At 59.9% G+C, this 25,191-nt stretch carries 20 protein-coding genes and 1 pseudogene; 7 read left to right on the plus strand and 14 right to left on the minus strand.

Annotation, left to right across the window (positions count from 1 at the left end):
* Positions 1-95 precede the first annotated feature (95 nt).
* Positions 96-704 (plus strand): 5-methylcytosine restriction system specificity protein McrC, encoded by a 609-nt coding sequence (locus GBM95_RS05815; protein WP_152158231.1) that lies wholly within the window; start codon positions 96-98, stop codon positions 702-704.
* Between the two features lie 571 nt (positions 705-1,275).
* Positions 1,276-3,093: an FAD-dependent oxidoreductase gene (locus tag GBM95_RS05820; RefSeq protein WP_226963177.1), complete on the plus strand. Its 1,818-nt coding sequence runs from the start codon at positions 1,276-1,278 to the stop codon at positions 3,091-3,093.
* A 270-nt stretch (positions 3,094-3,363) separates the two neighbouring features.
* Here the strand turns inward: GBM95_RS05820 and GBM95_RS05825 are convergent, their stop codons facing one another.
* Both GBM95_RS05825 and GBM95_RS12305 read right to left on the minus strand, forming a co-directional pair.
* Positions 3,364-3,921 carry a DNA-deoxyinosine glycosylase gene (locus GBM95_RS05825; RefSeq protein ID WP_152158232.1) on the minus strand — a complete coding sequence of 186 codons (558 nt, stop codon included), beginning with the start codon at positions 3,919-3,921 and terminating at the stop codon, positions 3,364-3,366.
* A gap of 100 nt (positions 3,922-4,021) precedes the next feature.
* Positions 4,022-4,183, minus strand: coding sequence for a hypothetical protein (locus tag GBM95_RS12305; protein ID WP_193222597.1), 162 nt, complete (start codon positions 4,181-4,183; stop codon positions 4,022-4,024).
* Between the two features lie 221 nt (positions 4,184-4,404).
* Here GBM95_RS12305 and GBM95_RS05830 point away from each other — a divergent pair, with 221 nt between their 5' ends.
* Positions 4,405-5,349 (plus strand): DMT family transporter, encoded by a 945-nt coding sequence (locus GBM95_RS05830; RefSeq protein ID WP_152158233.1) that lies wholly within the window; start codon positions 4,405-4,407, stop codon positions 5,347-5,349.
* 63 nt (positions 5,350-5,412) lie between these two features.
* Here GBM95_RS05830 and GBM95_RS05835 read toward each other — a convergent pair whose 3' ends face one another.
* From GBM95_RS05835 to GBM95_RS05850, 4 genes are read right to left on the minus strand one after another with little or no spacing between them, the layout of a single operon-like run.
* Entirely contained in the window at positions 5,413-5,727 is a 315-nt protein-coding gene (locus GBM95_RS05835; RefSeq protein ID WP_152158234.1) for a hypothetical protein, read from the minus strand.
* Entirely contained in the window at positions 5,727-6,242 is a 516-nt protein-coding gene (locus GBM95_RS05840; RefSeq protein WP_152158235.1) for a hypothetical protein, read from the minus strand. Before GBM95_RS05840 ends, GBM95_RS05835 begins: the two co-directional genes overlap by 1 nt.
* The gene (locus GBM95_RS05845) at positions 6,239-6,793 is read right to left on the minus strand and encodes a hypothetical protein (RefSeq protein WP_193222598.1); all 555 of its coding nucleotides are present in this window, start codon (positions 6,791-6,793) and stop codon (positions 6,239-6,241) included. The genes GBM95_RS05840 and GBM95_RS05845 overlap by 4 nt, the downstream gene beginning before the upstream one ends.
* An 11-nt stretch (positions 6,794-6,804) precedes the next feature.
* Complete coding sequence (locus GBM95_RS05850) at positions 6,805-7,290, minus strand: hypothetical protein (RefSeq protein ID WP_152158236.1); 486 nt, start codon at positions 7,288-7,290, stop codon at positions 6,805-6,807.
* Between the two features lie 203 nt (positions 7,291-7,493).
* On the opposite strand from GBM95_RS05850, the gene GBM95_RS05855 reads away from it, so the two are divergent.
* Positions 7,494-9,404, plus strand: a complete 1,911-nt coding sequence (locus GBM95_RS05855) for a sensor histidine kinase (RefSeq protein ID WP_152158237.1) — start codon at positions 7,494-7,496, stop codon at positions 9,402-9,404.
* A 19-nt stretch (positions 9,405-9,423) separates the two neighbouring features.
* Positions 9,424-10,068, plus strand: a complete 645-nt coding sequence (locus tag GBM95_RS05860) for a response regulator transcription factor (RefSeq protein WP_152158238.1) — start codon at positions 9,424-9,426, stop codon at positions 10,066-10,068.
* A 12-nt stretch (positions 10,069-10,080) separates the two neighbouring features.
* On the opposite strand, the gene GBM95_RS12600 is transcribed toward GBM95_RS05860, so the two are convergent.
* Complete coding sequence (locus GBM95_RS12600) at positions 10,081-10,512, minus strand: carboxylesterase family protein (protein ID WP_226963178.1); 432 nt, start codon at positions 10,510-10,512, stop codon at positions 10,081-10,083.
* A gap of 121 nt (positions 10,513-10,633) precedes the next feature.
* A pseudogene (locus tag GBM95_RS05865) lies at positions 10,634-11,686 on the minus strand (carboxylesterase family protein); the annotation flags it as partial.
* A gap of 215 nt (positions 11,687-11,901) precedes the next feature.
* Here GBM95_RS05865 and GBM95_RS05870 point away from each other — a divergent pair.
* Together GBM95_RS05870 and GBM95_RS05875 are read left to right on the plus strand one after the other, a co-directional pair.
* Positions 11,902-13,386 (plus strand): FAD-dependent oxidoreductase, encoded by a 1,485-nt coding sequence (locus GBM95_RS05870; RefSeq protein ID WP_152158239.1) that lies wholly within the window; start codon positions 11,902-11,904, stop codon positions 13,384-13,386.
* Positions 13,387-13,645: 259 nt separating this feature from the next.
* Entirely contained in the window at positions 13,646-14,785 is a 1,140-nt protein-coding gene (locus tag GBM95_RS05875; RefSeq protein WP_152158240.1) for an ATP-binding protein, read from the plus strand.
* Between the two features lie 8 nt (positions 14,786-14,793).
* On the opposite strand, the gene GBM95_RS05880 is transcribed toward GBM95_RS05875, so the two are convergent.
* The 6 genes from GBM95_RS05880 to GBM95_RS12310 form a co-directional block, all read right to left on the minus strand.
* Positions 14,794-15,495, minus strand: coding sequence for a response regulator (locus GBM95_RS05880; RefSeq protein WP_152158241.1), 702 nt, complete (start codon positions 15,493-15,495; stop codon positions 14,794-14,796).
* A gap of 7 nt (positions 15,496-15,502) precedes the next feature.
* Positions 15,503-18,310 carry a sensor histidine kinase gene (locus GBM95_RS05885; RefSeq protein ID WP_152158242.1) on the minus strand — a complete coding sequence of 936 codons (2,808 nt, stop codon included), beginning with the start codon at positions 18,308-18,310 and terminating at the stop codon, positions 15,503-15,505.
* A 97-nt stretch (positions 18,311-18,407) separates the two neighbouring features.
* Positions 18,408-19,070, minus strand: coding sequence for a potassium-transporting ATPase subunit KdpC (gene kdpC / locus GBM95_RS05890; protein ID WP_152158243.1), 663 nt, complete (start codon positions 19,068-19,070; stop codon positions 18,408-18,410).
* A gap of 21 nt (positions 19,071-19,091) precedes the next feature.
* Positions 19,092-21,197: a potassium-transporting ATPase subunit KdpB gene (kdpB, locus tag GBM95_RS05895; protein WP_152158244.1), complete on the minus strand. Its 2,106-nt coding sequence runs from the start codon at positions 21,195-21,197 to the stop codon at positions 19,092-19,094.
* Positions 21,198-21,346: 149 nt separating this feature from the next.
* Positions 21,347-23,029: a potassium-transporting ATPase subunit KdpA gene (gene kdpA / locus GBM95_RS05900; RefSeq protein ID WP_152158245.1), complete on the minus strand. Its 1,683-nt coding sequence runs from the start codon at positions 23,027-23,029 to the stop codon at positions 21,347-21,349.
* Between the two features lie 567 nt (positions 23,030-23,596).
* On the minus strand, positions 23,597-25,126 hold the full coding sequence (locus GBM95_RS12310) for an AAA family ATPase (RefSeq protein WP_226963179.1): 1,530 nt from the start codon (positions 25,124-25,126) through the stop codon (positions 23,597-23,599).
* Positions 25,127-25,191: the final 65 nt, after the last annotated feature.

Raw genomic sequence — 25,191 nt, forward strand, 5'->3', positions numbered from 1 at the left:
CGCGCTACGACGTTGTCTTTGAACTCCTGCGAATATCGCATGTTTTGCCACTCCATGAAAGGTTGAAGGGGTGGCGAAAGTTAGTATGACATCTAATGAAACTTGCCCACGAGCTTGCCCTTCCCACCGAAAGCGCTGGATCAAGACTTCTGACCTCTCCCGATCATGAAATTCACTGGCTTCGCAAGCTCTACGAAAAAGCCATCGCCGGTCTATGTGAAGTGCATCTGTCAAAAAACGGTTGGAAGATACTCCCCGGACGAATGCTCAACTGGAAAATCTCAGCACAGACATCTGCAATTTCATCCATTTTTCCATCGATGAAAACGGACATCTTCATGGAGAACCAGAAAAAAGCGCGCCGCATCATCATCGACACTAAGTTCAACGAGCTCCTTTCTCGGGGATGGCACCGCGATGAAACCATCCGTAATAGCTACGTATACCAGATGTATTCGTATCTGCGTTCACAAGAGGACTTTGTCGAGGACTCACTCGCCCGCACCACTGCGGGCGTACTTCTGCACCCTACGGTGAGCAAAGAGTTCAACGAAGCCGTTTCTATCCAAGATCACGATATTTGGTTCGCAACCGTCAACCTTGCCGGATCCGCCCAAAGCATACGGGACCGCATCCTTGAAATCGTAAATCAGGCCTCGTGTCCACTGCTTTCCAATAATCCTGTCATTCGCTCCTCTGAATGAGGAAGCTGAGGATGAGTGCATCGATGTCAAAGAAACGCGGTGCATAAACGAAGCGCCCTCTGTCCGGATCCAGCTTCCGGGTTTGGAGATCCTGCAGAAGGTTCTTAGCCTGGCGCCTGAAGTAATCAATGGGTTGCATGATGCAATGGCTCCTTCCCATGACGGGAGTTCTCACGAAGAAACTTTCGCATGCAGCCTGACCAAGAGGACGAGCCATCCGATCTATGCCGCTTCGTCCTCGAACGCCTGTACTGATCGGACGACGAAAGCCGCTTCAATGAAAATGGAGAAATTGCAGAATGAACGCGAACAGCAGTGCTTTTGCACAGGCGGTCCGGCGCGTCGTGGGGAGCCGATGGTCTTGATTACAGGAGGCATTCCTGCCCTGAGCTCAAACGATCGAGCTGCGAGCAGCACGCTGTAATGTCTTTTCATCCGAGCGTGCTCGTTCCTATTTTTCAGTCGGATTTAAGGGCAGTCTGACAAGCTTTAGCCTCAAATCATTGCGCCCAGCGCGCGCATCCAAACCCCCGCGCCCCGCAGATCCCTTGAAATATTTCGGAGACCAGAATTGAAAGCAATTTCCTCCAAAGTGCTCCGGCAGACGCTCCTTGCCTCGGCCGTTCTTTCCTCGTTCACCCTTGCGGATCTCGCGCTCGCGGCTGAAATGACTCCGATGAAGCCGGGCGTCTACACGCAGAAAGTCGTTGCCCACAACGGCTTCATGGAGGTTGAGGTCAAGCTTTCCGCCGACCGCATTGAAGCGGTGAAGATCGTGAAGAGCGATGAAACGCCCTACATCGTCGACGAACCGATGAAGCAGGTGATCAGCAAGGTGTTGAAGGACCAGACGCTGCGCGTGGATACCGTCTCGGGCGCCACCCGGTCGACCGGCGCGCTCCTTCGCGCCATCGGCGAAGCGGTTGAAGCCGCCGGGGGCGTAAGCTCCGAATGGACGCCTGATCCCGTCGTCATCGATCCGGCGAAGCTCCCGCTCGCCGATGCTCCGAAGGCTGACGTCGTCGTGATCGGCGCGGGCGCCTCGGGTCTTGCAGCAGCGGCCGCTGCCGCTGAAGCGGGCGCGAAGGTCGTCGTGCTCGAAAAGGCGCCTCAGGCGGGCGGCTCCCTCGCGCTTTCGAACGGCGTCCTTGCCGCTGCCGGCACGGACATCCAGAAGGCCTCCGGCACCCCGGCTGATCCCGCCGGTCTTGCCAAGCTCTGGCTCGAGGATCAGAAGCGCTCCGTGCGAGGCGGCGTCCCGGGCTATCCCGACAAGGCGCGCGTTGAAGCGCTCGTGAAGCAGAGCGCCGACACGGTCGCCTGGCTCACGAAAAACGTCGGCCTTAAGTTCTCCGCCAACCCGGTCGCCGCGGACGGCATCGGCGCCTATGCGCTCATTCCGGCCGCCTCTGAAGCGGGCAAGCCCGCCGGTGCAGCGCAGGCGGAAGCCCTTCTCAGCTACGTCGAAAAGAAGGGCGGCAAGGTTCTCACCTCCACCTCTGCCTGGAAGCTCATTACGGATAAGAACGGCTCCATCGCCGGCGTTTCCGCCGCCGACGGCAAGAACCGCTTCGAGTTCCATGCCCGCGCCGTCGTTCTCGCAACGGGCGGCTTCGGCGCCGACCTTCTGAAGATCACGCAGCGCCAGCCCCGCTGGGCCGCCTTCACGGAAATTTCCAAGGCCGCGAAGACGGATACCGGCGACGGTCTTGCCCTCGCTGAGTCCGTGGGCGGCCGCGAAGTCAACGACAGCTGGCTGATCGGCGTCGGCATTGCCCCCGCCTATGCCCCGATGACGCCTTCCATGCTCGGTCCCCGCGGCTGGAAGGGCATCACGCTCGTCAACGAAAAGGGCGAACGCTTCGTGAAGGAAGACCTGCCGGTTCTGGCTGACGCCGTTTCCGAGCAGCGCGACGCCTGGCTCGTTCTCGACAGCACCGAGCACGACAAGGCCAACCGCCTCATGGCGTACTTCGGCTACGAAACGGTCGTGAACGCCAACAACTGGGAAGAGCTCGCCCGCCGCATCGGCGCTCCTCAGGCGAAGCTGCGCGCGACGATGGACAAGTACAACGCCGACGCGAAGCTGGGCAAAGACACCGTCATGGGGCGCGACCCCGAAAACTTCGCGCCCCTCACGAAGGCTCCCTTCTACGCTGTCAAGGTGAAGCCCGTGATCGGCGGCACCATGGGGGGCGTGCTTACCGACCGTTCGTGGCGCGTTCTGAACGCTAAGAAGGCTCCGGTGAAGGGCCTCTGGGCCACGGGCGAAATGGCCAACCGCGCCTTCTACAACCGCGTTTATGAACCGGGCACCGGCCTTCTCATTGCTTATGAGTCCGGCCGCGAAGCAGGCGCTGCGGCTGCCAAGGCTGCCTTGAAGAAATAATCCTCAGCCTCAAAGACTGTCGATTTTCCAAAACGGGCGCGGGATTAAGACCCGCGCCCGTTTTCTTTGCCCAAAAGTCCGCCGGGAATCTTTTCCACAACCCGGAGACAACTTATGCACAGAGTTGTTCACAAAAAGTTGTCCTCAGTTTTCTTCACATTCTGAGTGGAGAAAGCTGTGGATAAGTTCTTCTTTCCTTGTGCCTCAGCGAAATATTGATTGCCTAAATTTCAGGCAAATCATTTCGCCCTGTGCATAACCCTGAAAGCTTCATAACCCTGGGGACAACATTGGAAGAAGAGCATCTCCCCAGACGCGAGCCAGATCCTCGAGGCGCCAGCGCGCGTTTGCAGGGCTCGTCGACGGCATCCTGAGCGCGCGGATCGATGCTCTTTGAGACTCGTCGATCTGAGGAAGCGCAAACGTCCGCCACATCTTCTCGCTCATGCTGCCGTTGAGGCAGACAAGTCTGATGCCGGAATGAGCGGCGAGGAAGTCACCGAGGGGATTCACTTCGGGCCTCAGAATCGCCGAATCGAGGCTTCCCGTGCGCTCGCAGCTCCCGATGGTGTCCCAGAGCGCAATGCGGTGGTCCTTGAGCGCCTGGATCCGTTCCGCATAAGGAGAATCCGGCGCGAAGCCGAGGAGCTCTCCCATCACCGGCCAGAAGCGGTTTCTCGGGTGCGCATAGTAGGCGCCGGCTTTGAGCGACGCTTCGCTCGGCATGCTGCCGAGGATGAGCACGCGCGCATTCGCATCGGCCGCAGGCGGGAACCCATAGAGTCGACCGCCCGACTCCGGCACGGAAGGCCTGGTTGACAAAGTCATCCGGAAAGTCTCCAGCCAAAAAACAAATCCCGGAAAGCCTCTCAGACTTCCCGGGCAGGATTTTGAAGTTCCCTGACTCGCTGACGGAATCTCTCAGGTCTCAGGGAAGGAGCATATTGGTGCCCACTTCGCAGACGCCGCCGATGCACCAGCCCATCCCCATGAGGACCACGGCCAGAAGAACCAGGAAAAGAACAAAGAGAATGAGGGTTCCCCATGGTCTCGGACCATGGCCGCCTGTATTCGTCGCGTTCGTTGTCATGATGAAATCCCCCTCACCAAAGAGTACCGGCAATCCGGGTTGAAATACGGAATCAACTTTCATCTCTATCTATTCATGTTTTAACACAAATTCACGGGACGTGACTAAATATTTCCGCGATCTTCAGCATGCATGTGCGAAAAGCGCACCATATTCGGGCAGACAGGGCGATATCATGGCGGATTCTCTCCATTCGCCTATTTTCCCCCGGTCGTTTTCCCATGAAGAAAGCGTTTCTTGAACTCCATCTCTCCGTCCTTCTTGCCGGCTGGACAGGCATTTTTGGCAAGCTCATTTCCCTTTCGCCCGGCCTCATCGTCTTCTGGCGCATCGTGATTGCGGGCGCGCTTCTCTGGGGCTGGCTCGCCTTCCGGAAGCGCATGGAATTCGTCCCGACGAAGGACCGCATCGGGATTGCGCTCGTGGGGGCGCTTCTTATGCTGCAGTGGACGCTTTTCTACGCGTCGATCAAGGCTTCGAACGTCTCGATCGCGATCGTCGCCTTCGCGTCGATCGGGTTCTTCACCGCCATCATTGAGCCTATTCTCACGCGCTCGAGAATATCCTTGAAGGAAATCGCCTTCTCGGTCGTGACGCTCGTCGGCATCTCCTTCATCTTCCACTTCGACACCCAGTACCGGCTCGGCATCATTCTCGGCATCATCTCTGCCGCCGCTGCCGCCGCGCTCGCCGTCTTCTTCAGAAAGTACAAGGCGAAGTACCGTGCCGACACCGTCATGAGCTGGCAGCTTGCCGGGGGCTTTGCCGCCTGCCTCATACTCCTTCCCTTCTACCGCCATTTCGGTCCCGCGGAGAATTTTCTCCCCTCCGGGATCGACTGGCTCTATCTTTCGATCTTCGCCACCTTCTGCACGCTCGGCATGTACCTGCTGCAGATTCAGGCGCTCGAAAAGATTTCAGCCTTCACGGTGAACCTCACCTACAACCTTGAGCCCGTCTATTCGATCATTCTCGCGATGATCATCTTCCAGGAAGGAAGAGACCTCGGTCCCTCCTTCTACTTCGGACTCTTCTGCATCGGGCTTTCGGTGCTCCTTCAGACGATGTCCGTGGTGAGGCTGCAGAAGAAGGTCGCGCGGCTTGAGAGCGACCGCACGGCTCTAGGCGCATCGGAAGCGGAGCGCCCGCGCGAAATGAAGCTCTGACCGCGCTCGCTTTTGCCGAAAATCATGAGGCCTCAATTGGACATTCTCCAATGAGGCCTTTTTTCATTCCCCGCCCGTGGAGCGGTTCCAGTTGTGGATGAAGCGCTTCGCGGTGCCGAGGGCGAATCCGAGCTGGTAGAAGCTCCTTCCCATGGAAGCAATGATGCCTTCCACGTCCACGATCGGGAGCTTGTCGAGGATGTAGCCCTCGAGCTCGTCGCGAAGGACGTCCTGGGGCGAGCGGTTTCTCATCTCGGCCACCGCCCTCAGCGTCCTCATGGCTTCGGGCGAGAGCCCGTGAAAAATGCGCGCAAGCGCCTCTTCCTTGAGGCGCGCCTCAATCTGCGCCTGCGCCTCGTTTCTGAGCTCTCCTCCCATCAGGCCTCCTCTTCGGCGAGCGCGCCCGCGAAAAGGTTGGCCCAGCGCGCGGCTAGAATGACCGCAGGCTCAATTTCCGCCGCGCTCGATGCGGGGTACCCCGCATCGAGCGCCGCCGTGAGAATGCCTTCGCCCTCGCGCACGAAAAGCCTTCCGGCCTCGGCGATCACCTCTTCGTCCGTCATCGTGGGAAGAACGGAAATCTGGCGCCCGAAAATGCGCATGAGTTCCTCGGCGAGCCCTTCCGGATGCCAGGGGTCGACGATGTCGAAATGACGGCTTCTTCCGGAAAAGACGGCCCCGAGCCAGAGAACGAGCTTTTCATTCGCTGCATTCAATTCGTCGCCCGTCATTTCGCCCGCGCTCACGGCCGCAAGGCGCTTGGCGAGGTTTCTCAGCGCCTGACGGAAGATCCCGTCCACGATGTCGATGGCGCCAAGGCTCGGGAGCTGCTCCGAGCGGGAGGAAAAGTCGCTGCAGCAGCCTCTTCCCGGGCGGCAGGTACCGCACTTCATCGCGCTTCTCCTTCGTCCGTCTTTGCGGGCGCTTCACCGAGCGAGTCGCCCAGGAACCGCTCCGCCCAGACGGCCGCCACGCGGTCGATGCGGACGCGAAGCGACTCGACCGAAAGGTCGTCGCCCTCTTTGGCGGCGCTCCGGATCATCGAATAAATTTCCCTGAGGAACACTCTCGCGGCATGCACCATGAGCGCACGGGGGTTCCCCGCATCCGTGCCTTCCGGAAGGTCGCGGAAAAGCGCGGGGAGGTTTCTCTTGATTTCATCGACGAGTTCAGGTCCGGGCTTCGGGCCGCAGCCCTTCAGATCCAGATGGATCTTCTCATGCTCATCCATCAGGATCTGCGCGAGCGTGCGCACGGTGGCGTCGTCCAGTTCCGACGCCTCCTCGGGCTTCAGCTTCCCGCTTCTCACATCAAGGACGTGCTCGAGAACGCCCGTCACGATGCCCGCAAGAAACGTTCTGAATTCTTCCGCGCCGATGGCGGCCTTTTCCCCTTTAAGCTGTGAACGGGCCTGAGCCGCCACCTCGTTGGCATTTCCTGACATAACTTTTTCCTTTAGCCGAGTATCCGTTTTGCCCAGCCGAGCATCCAGTCGTGAATGACGGAGGAAGCGAGAAATTCGTGGAGCGCCTCCTCATTCATCACGCCGCCCTTCAGTTCAAGCCAGGCGTCAGCCCTGACGAGAAGCTCCTCGAAGAAGGCATTGACGGCAAGCGTCACGACTGCGGCGTCATCCTCGAATATTGCCCTATCCTCGGGCTCCATGGCGTTGAGGCGCTTCGAAAGAAAGGGCCTCAGGCGCTTCGCGGCGCCGGCAATCGTAAATCCGGCCGGAAGCTCCACGATTCCGCTCTTTTCCTCAAAGAGCGCGGCAAGTCCGAAAACGATCTGCGACACGCGCTCCTCGGTATCTGCGGACTTGGAGAAGTAAATCGCATGAAGAAAGTCGGAAGCAGCGCAGCTGAAGAGCTCCGCCGCTGCTGAAGGATCAGAAAGACTCGGGCGCACCTGCAGCGCACCCTCAGAAAGTTGTTCGGTCATCGGGAATCGTACCGGTAGAGAAACAGGGTCGCGACCCCGCGGCAGCCTAGTGCCTGCGGGTTCTTTCACGCATTATAGGTAGGGACGCCCGCATCAAATCCGCAGTCAGAGCGAAAAGGCGCCTCAACGCCGGAAAGCCGCCTCGAGGCGCTTCAAGTCCGCTATTCTTATTGAGTCCTCACGCCCGCTCTCTCTAACGCCTGATGCGTCCCCGCCTCTCTCACCTCATATTCACTGAAGCGGTCATTGCGCTCGCCGGCATTGCGCATGCCGAACCCCGGGAAAGCGTCCATTTCGGCCTTCTCAACATTGAGCAGGAGGCGACCTACGGCGACCGCCGCGACAACGTGCAGGAGAGGACTGTCGACTATCTGAGAAAAGCCTGTCCTGAGATCGACTTCTCCGTTGAGGTTTACGACATCCTCGGCCTCCAGGCTGCCGTCAGGGAGGGGCGCGTCGACGCGTTTCTCTCGAGTTCCGGATTCTTTGTCGAGCTTTGGCACCAGGGCGTGAAGGACCTCGCGACGCTCGTTTCCAACGACTTTCCCGACCCCAACCGCTGCGTGGGCGGAAGCTTCATCGTGCGCGCCGAAGAGCCTCAGGATCTCACGCTCGACGATCTGCATGGAAGAATCGCCGCGGCGCCCAATCCGCAGAACTTCATGGCCTATCAGATCGGCATGGCCGAAATTGCCCGCCGCGGCTACGATCCCGACCGATTCTTCTCGCGCCTCGACTTTACCGGCAACGACCTTCCTGAAGTGCTCCGCCGCGTGGCTTCGGGCGACTCCGATGTCGGGCTTGTGCGCGCCTGCATTCTGGAAAGTCTTCTGAAGAAAATGCCGGAGCTCCGGGGTCGTCTCAGGGTGGTTGAACCCGTAAAGGATGCCCCGATCAGCTGTGCCGTTTCAACGCCGCTCTATCCCGGCTGGACGGTTGCCGCCACAACGTCGCTGAAGCCCGCTTCCGCGGAAGCCATTGCCCGGGCGCTTCTCACGCAGCCGCCCTCCGGCGCGGGCGGCTACCGGTGGTCTGTTGCCACCGACTTCAAGTCCGTGAACGACGTCTTCCGGCTCCTCAAAACCGGCCCCTATGCATATCTCGACGAGTGGACTCTCAAAGGGTTCCTCCTCCATTACTGGCCGCTCTTTGCGCTCGCCGCGGCCGCCCTCTTTTTCTGGATCCTTCACTGGCTGAGCGTCGAAAAGCTCGTCAAAAAGCGTACAAAAGAGCTTCAGGCGGCGCTCGGGCGCGAGGCGCTCCTCCACAGGAAGGCGCTCGGCGCCGCAGAACAGTCTGAAAAGCTTCTTCAGCTCGGGGTCGTGAACGAACTCTCCTGCATCTATGCGCACGAGATGGCGCAGCCGCTCACGAGCATCGGATACCTTGCGAGAACGCTCAAAACGCTCTCGGGAAAGGAAGCCCTCAACCGCGACCTCATCCGGCGGTGCTCGGAAAAGATTGCAGAGGATCTTTCGCTTGCCGAAGCGATTCTCACGCGCGTGAGGCGCTACGCCAAGTCGCCGATCCGGCGCAACTCGGAGGTCGACCTCTCGGGGCTTTTGAACGAAGTTGCAGACTCCGTGAGGCGCCTCAACCCGGGGACCGAACTCGTCCTTGACGCATCACCCGCCGTCGTCGTCCGGGGGGATCAGCTCGAGCTTTCGATCCTCATTCTGAACCTTCTCAAAAACGCCGCTTCCGCCGCGCTCGACCACCGGGTTTCGGCCTCTCTGAAAGCCGAGGGCGACTTTGCGGAGATTGAGGTGAAGAACCTCGGAAAAAGCATCAGGGGATCACCCTTTGCCGACCGCGTCCTCATCCGCAAGGCTCAATCCTCCCTCAGCGAAGCTCCTCAGGAAGGTGCGCTGGGGCAGCCCCGGCCCGACGGCCTCGGACTCCTCATCGTGCAGTCGATCGTGCATGCGCACGGCGGCGTCTTCTCGTGGGAGAACGAAAAATGCGGCGCATCAGACGAATCGGCCGGCGGCGAACCCGGTGAAGCGCATGAAGCACCTGAAGGCGCGAGCGTCATCGTCATGCGCGTAAAGCTTCCCGTGAAAGGTCCCGACCCGGGCTCTGCTTCCAACCTTTTGACTTCAACCCATCCTTAACGAGACTATTCGAAGCGCGATGATCCCCGAAAACATCGAAGCACTCCAGAAAGAGTCCCTGATCCGCATTGTCGACGACGACGCGGAAATCCGCGAAACGCTCTCCCTCATGCTCGAAATCGAGGGCTGGCGGACGTGCGCCTACCCGGGTGCGCAGGAATTCCTCGTGAACGACCAGCCGTCCATGCCGGGAGTGCTGCTCCTCGACATCGAAATGGGCGGCATGAACGGGCTCGACCTTCAGATCGAAATGATGGAACGAGGTTATTCGCTTCCCGTCATCTTCATTACCGGACACGCGAGCGTCGACGCGGCGGTCGACGCCATGCGCCGGGGCGCGAGGGACTTTCTGCAGAAGCCCGTGAATCCCGACCGGCTCCTCTCGTCCCTCACTGAAGCAGCAAGGGAAAGCGTGCTTGAGGCTTCTCATGCGCTCGGAACCGAGGAAATCCGAAAGGCGCTCACTGAACTCACCGACCGGCAAAAAGAAGTGCTCCTCCATCTTCTCGACGAGGAGCACGTGAGAAAGATTGCCGAACGGCTTCAGATCAGTCTGAGAACGGTTCAGGGACACCGCGTGACGATCTACCGCAAGTTCGGCATTCACAGCTTCCGGCAGCTCAAGGATCTGCGCGGAGACATCCGCGCGATCCTTGAGGTCTGAGGGCTTCAAAAATTACCGAACAGGCGGGAGCGGCATGACGCTCCGCTCGAAGGCCCACGGATCCGAAACCTCGCCGGACCCGGCATCAAAGCGCATGGCCTTCCTCTCGTGGAAGTCGAAGCGCGCCCAGCCCGGGTTCCCCGTCTTTGCAAACCTGACCCACGCGCCGTGGATGAAGCCGGCGAGCGCCTCCGGCGGATTTTGCTCAAGCGACTGAACCGAGCGCGGCGCCTTCAGAGTCTTGAAGACAAAGGGCACGTCGTTCGAGTGCGCGGCTCCGATCGGCTCGCCCGTCTTTCCCTTCACCGGGCTCTGCCAGTCGAAGCTGTAGGACCAGACCTGGGCGTCGCCTGCAGCCAGAGCTTCGGTAAGGCGAAGCGCCGGCATGCGGAAGATGATGTCTCTGCGCAAAGCGGTCGCCGGGCTTCTCGCCCCTCCCGGCATCCTTATAAAGACGGCTCAGATCCTTCGGCAGATTAGCGCCTTCGAGGAGCTTCTCAACCGCCTTTTCATTCACCTTCGAAATCTGTCCGTTCGGGACGATGTAGTGGCGCCATTCGGAAGCCATCGAGCCCGCAATGACGTGCAGGCCCTCTGCGGCGCCGCGCCGGAGGGCCTCAATCGGACGCATCGGCATCTGGTCGCCGTCCACCCAGCCCTTGAAGAGCGAGGTGTTCCCGTCCGTCATCTGCGCCCATTCGCGGTCGCCTGCGAGCTTCCCGGCAAGCGGCCCGAAGGCGGCGAGGTCTTCAAACGGAACCTTCATCATCGATTCGCGCGTGGGCTCTGCGCCGACGGCATCCGCCACGAGCTTCGCCGCCCGGTCGGCCTGACGGTCGTTCGTCCACTGCGCAATCGCGGACGGGCTCTGAATGATTGCGCCCGCAAGAAGCCCCTTTGCGAGGGGCGACGCGATGACGTCAACCAAGTGCGTGCCGCCCGCAGACTGCCCGAAAGCGATGATTTTCGCGGGGTCGCCCCCGAAGGCGCTGATGTTCTTCTTCACCCACTCGAGCCCGGCGATGATGTCGCGATTTCCGAGGTTCGAGTCTCCTCCCTCGAGCTTGAGGAAGCCGTCCACATTGACGCGGTAGGCGATCGTGACGAGCACGACGCCGTCTTCGGCAAAGGCCGTTCCGTCAAAGCGCGGATCGTTGGGATTGCAGCGGATCGATCCGCCGCCCGGCACCCAGACCATCACGGGGTGGTTGGTCCCGTCCTTCGGCGCCCAGATATTGAGCGTGAGGGGACCGTCGCCCCCGACCATCTTCGGGCCTTTTCCCGGCGTCCCCGGCTGAAGCGGGATGGAGCCCGGGCGGAAGCAGTCCGTAATGCCGGGGAGCTTCTCCATGGGTTCGGGCTTCAGGAACCGGCGAACGGGTTCATAGGGATTTTTGATGAAGGGAATGCCGCGGTAGACCCGCACGGCTGGCGACTCCTGCGGGATGTAGCCGCGGAAGGTTCCGGCGGGAGCTGCGGCGAGGCTTGAAACGGCAGCCCCTTCCGGGAGTCCGGCGGGCGATTTTTCCTCCACCTTCGCCGCGCACCCGGCGAGTCCTCCGGCAGAAACGACTGCTGCGCTCAGGGCGGACTTTTGAATGAAATTCCTTCTTTGCATCTTTCTCCTCCTTTCGGCGTATCAGCTTCCCTCCCATGGTCGGGCGGCAGGGAAGCCGTTCTTCGGTTGATTCATCCTACGAAGAGCGGCGATTCCATGCGCTTCAAAATGAAGGAATTTTGAGATCGATAAACATGCGCGCGCATGTTGGGGAAGCATCATTCAGGGCATCAGAAAAGTTCCTCGGGAACTAGACCAAAAGAAGGAGAAAAAAGATGACCGCGAACTTCAATCGCCGCAGCATTCTTCGCATGGCCGGTGCCGGTACGGCGCTCGCCGCAGCAGCCGGCTTTGCCCGTGCTGAATCGTCCGAAGGCGTCAAGTGGGACGAGACCCACGAAGTCGTCGTGATCGGTTCGGGCGGCGCCGGCATGGCCGCTGCCGTCAAGGCCGCGCAGACGGGCGCGAAGGACATCGTCGTCTTTGAAAAGCTCGCCTTCACGGGCGGCAACACCCTGATTGCCCAGGGCTTCATGAATGCCGCCGACCCGGTGCGCCAGCCGCGCCAGGGCATCAAGGATTCTCCTGAAAACCACATGAAGCAGACGCTTGCTGCGGGCGACTTCCGCGGCGACCCTGAACGCGTGCGCGTGCTTTGCGAAAACGCCTACGGCGCCGTCACCTGGCTCGAAAGCCTCGGGATGAAGTTCAAGGACAACGTCATTCAGATCTTCGGCGCGCTTTATCCGCGCTCCCACATCCCCGCTCTTCCGAAAGGCCAGGGCTACGGCACCGTCCTCTCGAAGGCCGCGAAGGACCTCGGCATCAAGGTCGAGACGGGCGTTGCGATGACGGAAGTCATCCGCGAAAAGGCCTTCGACGGCCCCGTTCTCGGCGTGCAGATCATCCGCAAGGGCAAGCCCGTCTACGTCCGCGCCTCCCGTGCGGTCGTTCTCGCCGCGGGCGGGTTCTCCGGCAACAAGTACCTGCGCGAACTCCATGATCCGCGCGTGAAGGGCCTCGGCACCGACAACCTCCCGGGCTCAACGGGCGAAGTCGCGATGGCCGCCGTCCGCGTGGGCGGGTATCTGGTCGGCATGGACTTCATTCAGTCCACCCCGGGCGCTCCCGCCGGCAAGAAGATGAAGCTCCTTCTCAACTTCAACGTGAACGGCTCCATCTACGTCGACAAGCGCGGCAACCGCATCGTGAATGAAGGCGCTCGCCGCGACGTGATCCGCGACGCCGTCCTCGGCACGCCCGAACGCTATGCCTACACGGTCTGCGACAACGAAAACTTCATGAGCTACGACGAAGTGAACCGCAAGGCCATTCATGAAGGCATCAAGATCAACGAGGCCTGGACGGCCCCGACGATCCGCGAACTCGCTGAAAAGATGGGCGTCGACCCGGCCGGTCTTGAAAAGACGATCAACCGCTACAACGATGAATTCGTGAAGAACGGTGTTGATCCCGACTTCGGCAAGACCGCCGTCAACCTCACGAAGCGCATCGAAAAGGGTCCCTTCTGGGCGTGCTACACCGGCATGACCGTGCACCACACCATGGGCGGCCCCAACACGAACACGAAGGCTCAGGTTCTCGACTGGCAGGGGAACGCCATCCCGCGCCTCTACGCTGCAGGCGAAATCACGGGCGGCATCCACGGCACGAACCGCGTGGGCGGCAACGCCGTTCTCGACTGCTTCGTCTTCGGTCAGATCGCCGGCGAAAACGCCGCGCGCGAGAAGATCGCGTAACCGTCTCTCCCCTTCGGGCCGCGGATGTCCGCAGACAATGCCCTCATCCGCGGCCTGAAGTCTTGACTTTTCTCCGGGAAGTTCTCCCGGAGAGATAAAGGAGCGCTTCCCCGTTCAAAGCGGGCGAAGCGCTCTTTTGCTTTTCTGGGCGGAGCGCCGTTCCCAACGCAAAATTTCAACAATTTGGGATTATGATCCCAAAAAAGTTGAACATTTTGGGATTACAATCCCAAAAAAGAAAAGTTTTTAGGTGAATAACATGCCCGCATGGTTCGACTGGCCGTATATTCCGCGCGAACTCGAGGCTCCGCTCAGCGAACCGGGTCCTTCCGGCAGAGCCGAAGTCATCATCGGTCCCAGACAAGTCGGCAAGAGCACGATGCTTCAGAAGCTCGTAGAAGGCAGGCGCCACATCATCCTCACCGGAGAAGATGAGGACGATCTCGCCATCCTGTCGGATCCCAGGTCCTACCTGAAGCTCACAGAAGAGTATCCGTACCTCATCATTGATGAGGCTCAGTTCATTCCCGGCATCGGACGCGTCATCAAGCGCATCGTGGACAATAATCGGTCGGGAAGTCGAATATTCGTTACCGGATCGAGTTCTCTCGATCTCGCAGGCGGCCTCAAGGAATCGGCTGCCGGCCGCTTCAACAGCTACCAGCTGTGGCCATTCTCGCTCCAGGAGCTCGCAGGCCACTCTTCCTGGATTGAAGTGAAGTGCAGCATGGATGAACGCCTCATCTACGGATCCATGCCCGCCGTCGTAAATGATCCGCGACATGCCGAAGAATATCTTCTCGACATCTCTGACGCTGTGCTTTACAAGGACATCTTCAAACTTGCCGAAATGCGCCGGCCGACTGAACTCACTAAGCTCGTGAAGTACCTGGCGCTCAATATCGGCTCCGTTGTGAGGTATGGAACGATGGCGAGCGAACTTGGGATTCAGAACAAAACCATTGAACGCTATATTGATCTCCTCGAGGCATGCTGCATTCTCCGTGTTGTTCCTTCTCTCTCCCGGAATCCTCAGTCGGAAATAAAGCTCGGCAAAAAGATCTACTTCTACGACAACGGCATCCGCAACGCGCTTATCCGGAATTTCTCGCCGCTCCCCGCACGGACGGATTCCGGCGCGCTCTGGGAAAACTTATTCTTCACGGAACGCCTGAAGCTTCATGCCTTCAGACGCGACGGAACGGAAATTTTCTTCTGGCGCACGCGAACTCAGCATGAAGTGGACTTCCTGGAAGCGCAGAACGGAAAAGTCGCCGCGTTCGAGTGCAAAAGCAGTCCCAAGACCAAAACGACTTCCATTCGAGCCTTTGAGCGCGCGTACCCGGATACGCCGGTCACCATCGCCACACCCGGCAACGTGGACGAACTCTTTGCCTGAAATCATCCTCAGAGCGCCAGCCGGCAGCCGACGCCCGCTTCCGTAAGAAGCCACTTCGGCCTTGCGGGATCGGCTTCGAGCTTGCTTCTGAGCCTTCCCATGTAGATTCTCAGGTAGTGCGGTCGATCGACGTAGGCGGGTCCCCAGACGCGCGAGAGAAGCTGGCGCTGCGTGAGCACCTTGCCGCGCGATTCGATGAGGGTCTGCAGAAGCCGGTACTCGAGCTTCGTCAGGTGCACTTCCTCTCCCGCGCGCGTCACGACGCGGGCCGCAAGATCAACCTTCACGTCGCCGATTTCAACGACTGTTCCCGGGTTCCCCGGCTGAACGAGCGCCTGACGCCGAAGCTGCGCGCGCACGCGCGCCTTGAGCTCCCCCATGCCGAAGGGCTTCACAAGGTAGTCGTCCGCCCCGAGGTCGAGCGCCTGGATCTTCTGCTTTTCATCGGTTCTCGCGGAGAGGACGATCATCGGGAGCGCCATCTTCGCGCGCACGGCGCCGATGAGGTCGAGCCCGTCCCCGTCAGGGAGCCCGAGGTCGACGATGAGAAGGTCGGGCTGGCGGGTGAAGGCTGCCGTGAGCCCGCCCTTCATCGTGCCCTCGATGAAGGTGGTGAAGCCTTCATCCTGAAGCGCCGCAGCGATGAAGCGGGCAATGGTCGATTCATCCTCAATGATCAGAACGCGCGGAGAAGAAATTTCTGCACTCATCGTCTTTTCAAGCCTTGTTTGGTTGGGAATTCAGGGAATCTGCCGCTGCATCCGGGGATGCTGCCTCAGCCTTCCCGTCAGGAGCCTTCGGAAGCGCTTCCGCGTCATCCTCATGCTGCGCGAGCACCTTCTCCTCGTCGTCCATCTCCGGCACCGGCACAAGCGGGAGCATGAGCGTGAAGGCAGCGCCGCCCGCGGGCGAGTCGCCCGCGATGATTTCCGCATCGTGCGCGCGCGCAATCGTGCGGCAGATGGCAAGCCCGAGCCCAACGCCCGAAACCGCATTCTCGCGCCGGCCGCGCCTGAAGGGATCAAAGAGCCGCTGAGAGTTCCCGGCCGGAAGCCCCGGACCGTTGTCCGAAACGCTTGCCGCCACCCTGTCGCCGCGGCGCCTTGCCGCCATCGTAATCACCGAACCCTTCGGGCAGTACTTGGCCGCATTGTCGAGAAGGTTCGTCATGACGCGAAGCAGAAGCACTTCGTCGCCGTAGAGAAGCGGACAGTCGTCGGCAATTTTGATGTCGACGCGATAGTCCTTGAGACGCTCTCCCATTTCCGCAATTGCCATCCCGAAGAGTTCGTCGGCCGGGATCCAGGATTTCGAAAGCTTGATGCCGCCCGTCTGAAGACGCGCCATTTCAAGGAGATTGATGACGAGCCGCTCCATCCGCTCGGTCGATTCGAGGAGTTTTCCGGCATCCGTCCGGGCAGCCGCAAGGTCGCCCTTCGAGAGGCGCGCGAGGAGCCCCTCGGCAGACATTCTGAGCATCGTCACGGGCGTGCGCAGATCATGCGAAAGCGACTGAATGAGCGTGTGGCGAAGTCTTTCGCCCTCCATCGCAATGAGGGCCTGCCTCGCGTCCTGAGCGGCGTCGATGCGCTGGAGCGTCTGGGCGCCCAGCGCAATGAGCGCTTCAGCCAGGTTTCGCGTTACCGGATCTTCAGCCGCCTGAGGTGCCCGGAAGCTGATGACGACGACGGCGAGAATGTCGCCGCCCGCTTCCATCGGCACGTACCAGTAGTTTGAGGAAGCGAGCGTATGCGTTCCCCGTCCTGCCGCCTGCCGGTGGTCGAAGCACCAGCGGATGACGGCCGGGTCGGCGCCTTTGAGCACCGCTTCCGCGCGGCTGAATTCGACGTGCTCGGCATCCTTCTTCCGCGGCTCATCATCCTCAGAATCATCGGGCCAGTCGGGGAGCCAGAATTCGCTCTCGGCGCTCGCCTGGCCGTTGAGCGTGCCGGAAAGGACCTTGAGCGCCTCATCAACGGAGAGCGCCCTCGAGAAGGCGCGAGACGCTTCATAGAGCTGCCGCGTCTGGTGCTCGCGCTTGTTGGCGGCCTGAGCGAGCTTCTGCCGACGGGCGACGAGCTGCCCCGCAACCAGCCCCACGAGGAGCATCACGAGGAAGGTAATGAAGTACTGGGCGTTTGCGACCGAGAAGGAGAGCCAGGGCTCAACGACCGTAAAGTCGAAGGCCACCACCGCGAGCATTGCGGCGAGCGCCGCCGGGCCGCTCCCGTAGCGAACGCCGCAGAAGAGCACCGCGAGGAGGTAGATCATCGCGTGGTTGGTGGGCTCCATGGCGTTGCGCAATGGATAGAGAAGGAGGCAGAGGACGCCTACCGAGGCCGCCGCCTGCCACCATCCGGAAGTGGAGAGATTGAAGTCGCTCACCATTGCGAGGAGCCGCTGCGCAAGCGACCCCCTGACGCTCCCCTGAGCGGCGAGGAAGATGAGATTAAGTTCCGGAGAACCCTTCTTCAAGGCTCTCGCACGGGCATTCGTCTGCCAGGTTGAGGCCGTGAGCACCGCGACGAGTGAAAGGTTGTGCTCGCGCGCATACTGCCCGATCTCGGCCGCATAGTCGCCCGCGAGCTTGTCCGTTTCGGCGCCGAGGGACTCGGCGAACTTAAGCACCTCCGTTACCCTCGGGCTGTCTGACGGTATGGAGAGCGCCGACTCCATCCAGACGACGTGCCAGGGGGAGGAAAGCGCGCGGGCAAGACGCGACATCTCGCGCACGGCTTCGAGAGACGGATACTCCAGCACAAGAAGGGCGCCGTAGGACGTATCCTCCACCGCCTGCCGCGTGGAGAGGAGCCTTTCGGAGCGGATCTGGCTCTCCATGCGGCTTGCCATGAAGCGGAGCGCGAGCTCTCTCAGGGCAATCAGATTGCTTCTTCGGAAGTAGTTGGCGCGCGCCCGCTCGATCACCTGCGGCAGATAAATCTTTCCGGCATTGAGCCTCGCGATGAGGTCGTCGGGCGGCAGGTCAATCAAGCGCACTTCGTCCGCTTCATCGAAGACCCGGTCCGGAACGGTTTCGGAAACCTCCACGCCCGTCACGCGGGCGACGACGCCGTTGAGGCTTTCAAGATGCTGAATATTGAGAGCCGACCAGACGTCGATCCCCATGTCGAGGATTTCCTCGATGTCCTGCCAGCGCCGGGCGTGGCGCGAACCCGGAGGATTCGTGTGGGGCATCTCGTCCACGACGACGACGGAAGGCCGCCGGCGAAGAATCTCGTCGACGTCGAGCTCCTCCGTCCAGACGGCTCCCCGGCGCATGCGCTTTCGCGGCAGGATCTCGAGGCCCTTGAGGAGCCTCATCGTGTCGGGACGGGAATGCGTATCCACCCACCCGATCAGACAGTCCTTGCCGCTCTTTCGCCGCTGGTGGGCTTCCGTGAGCATGGCGTAGGTTTTCCCCACGCCCGGAGCCATGCCGAGAAAAAGCCGGAGCTTGCCGCGGCTCCTGCGCTGCGCCTCTTCCAGTACGGCTTCCGGATTCGGTCCATCGCCATCACGCGCCATTCATTCGCCTCGCTCTTTTCGGATTGCTGGCAGCAATCTCAATTAAGGGTTATCTCGCAGAGAGTCTACGCGGGGAACATAGACTCTGTATACGAAATCACTTTGCCTCCGGCTTCGGGAAAGGCACCTTCTTCGTGATATCAAGCACTTTGAGGTTGAGTTCCAGCACATTGACGAGCGGGTCGCCGCCGAAGGCAAGAAGATCCTTTTTCGCCATGCTTCTCACGAGTGCTTCAAGCTGAGCCGCAGGAATCCCGGTCGACCTTGAAACCCAGGGGATTTCATAAAGGGCGCCTGCGAGCGAAATCTGGGGATCGAGCCCCGAAGCCGAGGCCGTCAGAAGCTCCATCGGAACGGGAGCGCCCGAGCCCGTGAGCTTCTGCCAGCGCTCCGAGCGCTCCTTCACGGCTTTCGCGAGATCCGGATTGCTCTGGGCGTAGTTGGTTCCCGAAGTCGCCATCGGGTTGTAGGGATTCCCGCCCGTGGCGGACGGACGCCCCTCGAAGAGCCCCGTATCCGTCCAGTCTTCGCCGAGGAGCCTTGAGCCCGCGACTTTGCCGTCTGCAGAGCGCACGAGGCTCCCTGAGGCCTGATCCGGGAAGATTGCATTCCCCGCCACGGTGACGAGCGCCGGATAAGCGAGGCCGAGAATGAGGCCGAAGAAAAGGAGGAGTTCAAAGCTTCTCCCGAGCGTCTTCAGAACCCCGAGCTTTTCGCGCGCCCCTGAGGGCGCTCCTGTCATTTCATCTCTATCAGTCATAAGAACAAGAATTCCTTTCCTTTAAACAAGTCCGATTGCCGTGAGCACCATGTCAATCGCCTTGATCCCGACGAAGGGAACGATGACGCCGCCGAGGCCATAAACGAGAAGGTTGCGCTTCAGGAGCGTCGACGCCGATTCGGCGCGGTAGCGAACGCCCTTCAAGGCCAGCGGAATGAGGCACACGATGATGAGCGCATTGAAGATGACGGCGGAGAGGAGCGCCGAAACCGGGCTCGTCAAGCCCATGATGTTGAGGACGGCAAGTCCCGGGTAGACGCCCGCAAAGGCCGCCGGCAGGATGGCGAAGTATTTCGCGATGTCGTTCGCAAGCGAAAAGGTGGTAAGTGACCCGCGGGTCATCAGCATTTGCTTGCCGATTCTCACGACATCCATGAGCTTCGTCGGGCTCGAATCGAGGTCGACCATGTTGGCCGCTTCCTTCGCGGCATTCGTGCCCGAATTCATCGCGACGGCGACGTCGGCCTGGGCGAGCGCCGGCGCGTCGTTCGTGCCGTCGCCCGTCATGGCAACAAGGTGCCCTTCCTTCTGGTAGCGCCGGATGGAATCGAGCTTCGACTCAGGAGTTGCCTCCGCGATGAAGTCGTCGACTCCCGCTTCAGAAGCAATGGCCGCGGCCGTCAGGCGGTTGTCGCCCGTGATCATGACGGTCTTGATGCCCATGCGGCGAAGCGCTGCAAACTGCTCCTTGATGCCGGGCTTTACGATGTCCTTCAATTCAATGACGCCGAGCGGACGGCCGTTCTCAGAAACGAGAAGCGGGGTTGATCCGCGTGCCGCCACGGCATCCACCTCGCGGCGGAGCTCCTCAGGAACCCTGAAGCCGGAGGCTTCGACATAGTGCGCGATGGCGTCGGGCGAACCCTTCCTGATTTCGCGCCCGTCGGGGAGATTGACGCCCGACATGCGGGTCTGCGCAGTAAAGGGAATGGCCGCAGCGTCCTTCGGGAGCGTGATGCGTTCTGCCTCTTTCCCAAGAAGCTTCTCGGCGAGCTTCACGATCGACTTTCCTTCCGGCGTATCGTCCGAGAAGGAAGAGAGGAGCGCGCATTCAATGAATTCATTCCTGTCGACTCCGGGTGCGGCCTTGAAGGCATCGGCGGAGCGGTTCCCGAACGTGATCGTGCCGGTCTTGTCGAGAAGAAGCACGTCGACGTCCCCCGCGGCTTCAACCGCGCGGCCCGAGCGGGCGATGACGTTTGCCGCCATCAGCCGGCTCATGCCCGCGACGCCGATCGCGGAAAGAAGTCCGCCGATCGTGGTCGGAATCAGGCAGACGAGAAGCCCCGCGAGGACCGTGTAGCCGATCACCGTTCCCTGGTCGCCGATTTGCTTCGCGAGGATCGAGAAGGGCAGAAGCGTCGCCGTAACGAGGAGGAAGATGATGGTGAGCGCAGTGAGGAGAATCGCAAGCGCCTTTTCATTCGGCGTGCGGCGTCTCTCGGCGCCTTCGACCATCTGAATCATCTTTTCGATGAAGGATTCGCCCGGATCGCATTCGATCCTCACAATGATCCAGTCGGAAAGAACAGTGGTGCCGCCCGTGACGGACGAGAAGTCGCCGCCCGACTCGCGGATTACCGGCGCGGATTCGCCCGTCACCGCGGATTCGTCGACGCTCGCAATGCCGGCGACGACTTCGCCGTCGCCCGGGATCACGTCGCCCGCACGAACAACCACGACGTCGCCCTTTCTCAAGGTCGTGCTCTCCACGTCTTCGGTGGCAATGTCGGGACTGAGCGCCCGGACATCGGCAAGCGCCCCGGCGGCATTCACCGCCTTATGCGCGATCGTGCTCTTCGTTAGGCCCTTGAGCGCAGCGGCCTGCGCGCGGGCGCGGCCTTCAGCAAGGGCTTCCGCGAAATTAGCGAACAGCACCGTAAACCAGAGCCAGACCGCGGTCCAGCCGGCAAAGGCTGCGGGCTCCTTGGAATAGCCCGCCACGGACGCGGCGAAAATGCCGGTCGTGAGAATGGCTCCGAGCCAGCAGAGGAACATCACCGGGTTCTCGAGCTGAGTGCGGGGCGTGAGCTTTTTGAAGCTCTCCACCACTGCCTCGCGCACGAGCCCGGGCTCAAACAACTTGAAAGTTTCTTTTTTAGACATGTATTCGTATCTCTCAATCTCCGCCCCGCCTCTCTTCCTTCGCTGCGTTTTTCTTTATTTCAGGAAGCGCAGGCCAAGAATCGAAGCGGGCGGACCGGGGACCCCCGGTTGACTCATTAACCTGAAATGTCAATCAGTCTTACGAGACATCAGGGAAGCGAGACGTATTCGGCAACAGGGCCCAGCGCGAGAAGCGGGAAGTAGGTGAGTGCGCCGACCAGAAGCACCGTCCCGACAAGCAGTCCGCAGAAGAGCATCCCGTGCGTCACAAGCGTTCCGTCGGAAGACGGCACGCGCCTCCCGCGAACGAGGGCTCCCGCGAGCGCGAGCATCGCGAGGATCACAAAGAAGCGGCCGAACCACATGGCGGCGCCCAAGCTCAGGTTGTACCAGGGGGTATTGGCGCCGAAGCCCGCGAAGGCCGAACCATTGTTGTTCGCAGCTGAGGCCCAGGCGTAGATCATCTGGGAGAAGCCGTGGGGACCGGGGTTCGTAATCGAATCCGTGCCGAAGCTCCCGAGGGAGGAAATGCCGAGCCCAACGAGAACGATCACCGGGGTCACGAGCATCCCGATGCTCGCGAGCTTCATCACCGGAACGTCGATCTTCTTCCCGAGGTATTCGGGCGTGCGGCCCACCATGAGGCCTGCAACGAAAACTGCGACGACAATAAAGATCATCATTCCGTAAAAGCCCGCGCCGACCCCGCCGAAGACCACTTCGCCGAGGAGCATCAGAAGCATCGGCACAAGGCCGCCGATCGGCGTGAGGGAGTCATGCATGTTGTTGACGGCGCCGCAGGAGGCTGAAGTCGTCACAACAGAGAAGAGCGAACTCTGAGAGAGCGGGAAGCGCATCTCCTTCCCTTCCATATGCATGGCGCTTTCAGCGGCGCCGTAATGCGTGAGGAAGTTCGCGCCGTCCGCCTCAAACCAGGCAAGCGTCAGAAGCGCGCCGGCAAAGAGCACGGCCATTGCGCACCAGACGGTCCACCCCTGACGGACGTCGCCCACGGCGTGGCCGAAGGTCCAGCAGAGGCCCGCAGAGATCGCAAAGATCGAGAGGCACTGAAGGAAGTTCGTGAGCGCCGTCGGATTCTCAAAGGGATGCGCGGAGTTGACGTTGAAGAAGCCGCCCCCGTTCGTGCCGAGCATCTTGATCGCTTCCTGACTTGCAACAGGCCCGAGGGCAATGCTCCCGTCCTGTCCCGTCACCGAGTGAAAGGCCTCTGCCGCGCTCCACGTCTGAACGCTCCCTTCGCCGATGAGAACAAGCGCGAAGATTAGGGCGAGCGGCAGCAGGAGCCAGAGGTTGACTCGAACGATGTCGACCCAGAAGTTCCCGAGATTTTTGGTTTCAGAACGCGCAAAGCTCCGGATCACGACGAAGGCGACGGCAATGCCGGTGCCTGCGGAAACAAAGTTCTGCACCGTGAGGCCGAGCGCCTGAGAAAGGGGCGAGAGCGTCGACTCGCCGCCGTAGCTCTGCCAGTTCGTGTTCGTGACAAAGGAAATGGCGGTATTGAGCGCCTGATCTGCGGGCATCCCGGCAAACCCCATGGGGTTCCAGGGGAGCACGCCCTGAAGGCGCAGGATCGCGTAGAGGAAGAGGCACCCCATCGCGTTGAAGATGAGGAGCGAAAAGGCGTACCCCGCCCAGCTCTGCTCTGCGTTTTCGCTTAGCCCCAGGCATTTGAGGAGCGCGCCGTCGATCCGTGCGATCGGAGCGGGAGCCCGTCCCTCGCACATCGGGGTCATCCACCGGCCAAGAGGCTTCGTGACGAGCGCGAGGACGAGTAGAAATAGAAGTAATAGTTCAACCGTTGCGGTCATGATTGATGCGGGATTCAGGCCCTCAGGCCGGCGCTGCCGGGAAGCCTCTCAGAAGGATTCACTCGCTTCTGAGCTCTTCCGGAATAACTGCGCGAGCGTACGGGGGTCTTCCCGTTTAATTCACAAAGAATATGGATAAAGCAGGCTTCATTCGCGCCAGAGCACGGTCAGAAGCCAGCAAAGGAGCAGCAGACACGCTCCCAGAAAGATGTATGCGCCGGTCATGGTTCCTGAAATTCCATTTGAAGGTGCTCCCGGTCATCAGGAGCGATTGGACTCAAGAAAGCCCGTGAGGAGCTTGAAGAACCCGAGGCTCAATAGGACGAAGACCAGCCAGATCGCCAGAATGACGATGTCGGACATGGATTTGATTCCTCCAGAGATATGAGACAGGAGGAAGATTAGAGAGCGCCGCGGCAATGCCGTATAAAAGTGAGGGTTCTCCCCGTAAACGGCGCGTAAATATTTGGCGGACGCCGCCTGAAACCGCTGGAATCATGCCTGCGCATCCCCGGAGGAACGGGGATCTGCTTTGATTTTCTTGCTGCCCGCCCTAGGTTACGGCGGTTATTGCTTGACTTCCCGATAGGCTTCAAAATGGCGGGAAGCGCCATTGAAGACGAGGACGGCCCGATGGAGTTCCCGTCTGTCGACGCCCTCGCCATAGCGGCGGGAGATGATCTGCTTCTCGCCTTCTTCGAGAAGCGCTGCGACTTCCGCCTGGGAATGTGCAAACTTGAATTCGAAAACCCAGCGCCGGCTGCCGACCGCAACTTCGAGGTCGCTCCGTCCGAGAGACGTGTGTTTCTCAACTTCCGGGATCAGGGCCGATCCCATCAGGAAGAGCTGGATGCAGGCGCGGCAGGCGGCTTCATTCGTAATGGGAAAATTCTTGTAGTCGATCTGATGGATGCCGTCGTTGAAGCGCCTGACGATGCTTTCGAGCGTTCCTGTTCCGAGGAGATCCGAAAGCATGGGCGCACCCATCGGATCGATGAATTTTCCCTGGAGGAGCTCATCCGCATAGAGCTGGGCGATCGAGAGCTCAACCTCTCTGTTGGGATAGCCGATGGTTGCGGTCACGTTGGGACGCACCGACTTGATGGTGAGATATCCCGCCTGGGTGAGCAGTGCATCGAGTCCGATGGTTTCATAGCCGCGCGCGGCCTGAAGATCCGTGAGGCGAACCTGCTTGTCTTCATCAAATTCGAACGGGTTCTCAATCCTGTGGCTCGCAAGATAGCCTTTGAGCACCGCCGGACGACCGCCGCTTTCGTACCAGTAATTTAAAAAACCTTCCTCAGGACTCTGCAGAAAGCTCAGAACCGACCACGGGCAATAGACGTGCGCCTGGGCATTTCTGTCAAAGCAGAATCCATCGTAATTTTTCCTGAGCTCCTCCAATAACTCTTTGCGATTGAGATGTAGGAGTTCCTCAGCTCTCTTCAAATGAGGATCAAAATATCGGACGATTTCTTCTTCCGTCAGTCCGAGAATGGTGCTGTATTTTGAATTCAATGAAATATCGTTGAGATTATTGAATTCAGAAAATATGCTTGTATGACTGAATTTCGTAATTCCCGTCATAAAGAAGAATCGCAGACAGCCGTCTGCATTCTTTAATACGGCATAAAACTTTTCCAGCTCTGCACGAACTGCACTGAACTTTTCCGGGCTTCCTAAATGAGCAGTGAGCGGCGTGTCGTATTCGTCGATCAACAGAACTAGCGAGCTTTGCGGCAGCGAATTAAGCCAGGTGCGCAGCTGGACGAAAAAGGAAACATCTGTATTTTCCTTATCGAAATGGAAGCCCAATGGAGAAAAGGCATTAATCAATTCACTTCTTAAAGTAAATTCAAATTGATCCTTGCTGACAAATTCCTTGAGGCCGGAAAAATCGAGGCGAACAACATCATATTTCCGGTCCTGCCAGAGCTTCTCAATCGCCAGTCCCGAAAAGTGCTTTATCCCATCCTTAAATAGTGAGGCGAAGGTTGAAATCAGCAGGGTTTTTCCGAAGCGTCTCGGGCGGATAAGCAGAAACTTGCGGCGCTGTGATGCAATATTATTAACAAAGGTATTTAATAGTTGACGGATGGTGCTGTGTGGCGCTTGGGGTCAGGCCGCCTGTGCATAGAGGGTACTCTCATTCGTAAAACAGG

The sequence above is a fragment of the Sutterella seckii genome (assembly GCF_009183815.1).
Classification (GTDB): domain Bacteria; phylum Pseudomonadota; class Gammaproteobacteria; order Burkholderiales; family Burkholderiaceae_F; genus Sutterella; species Sutterella seckii.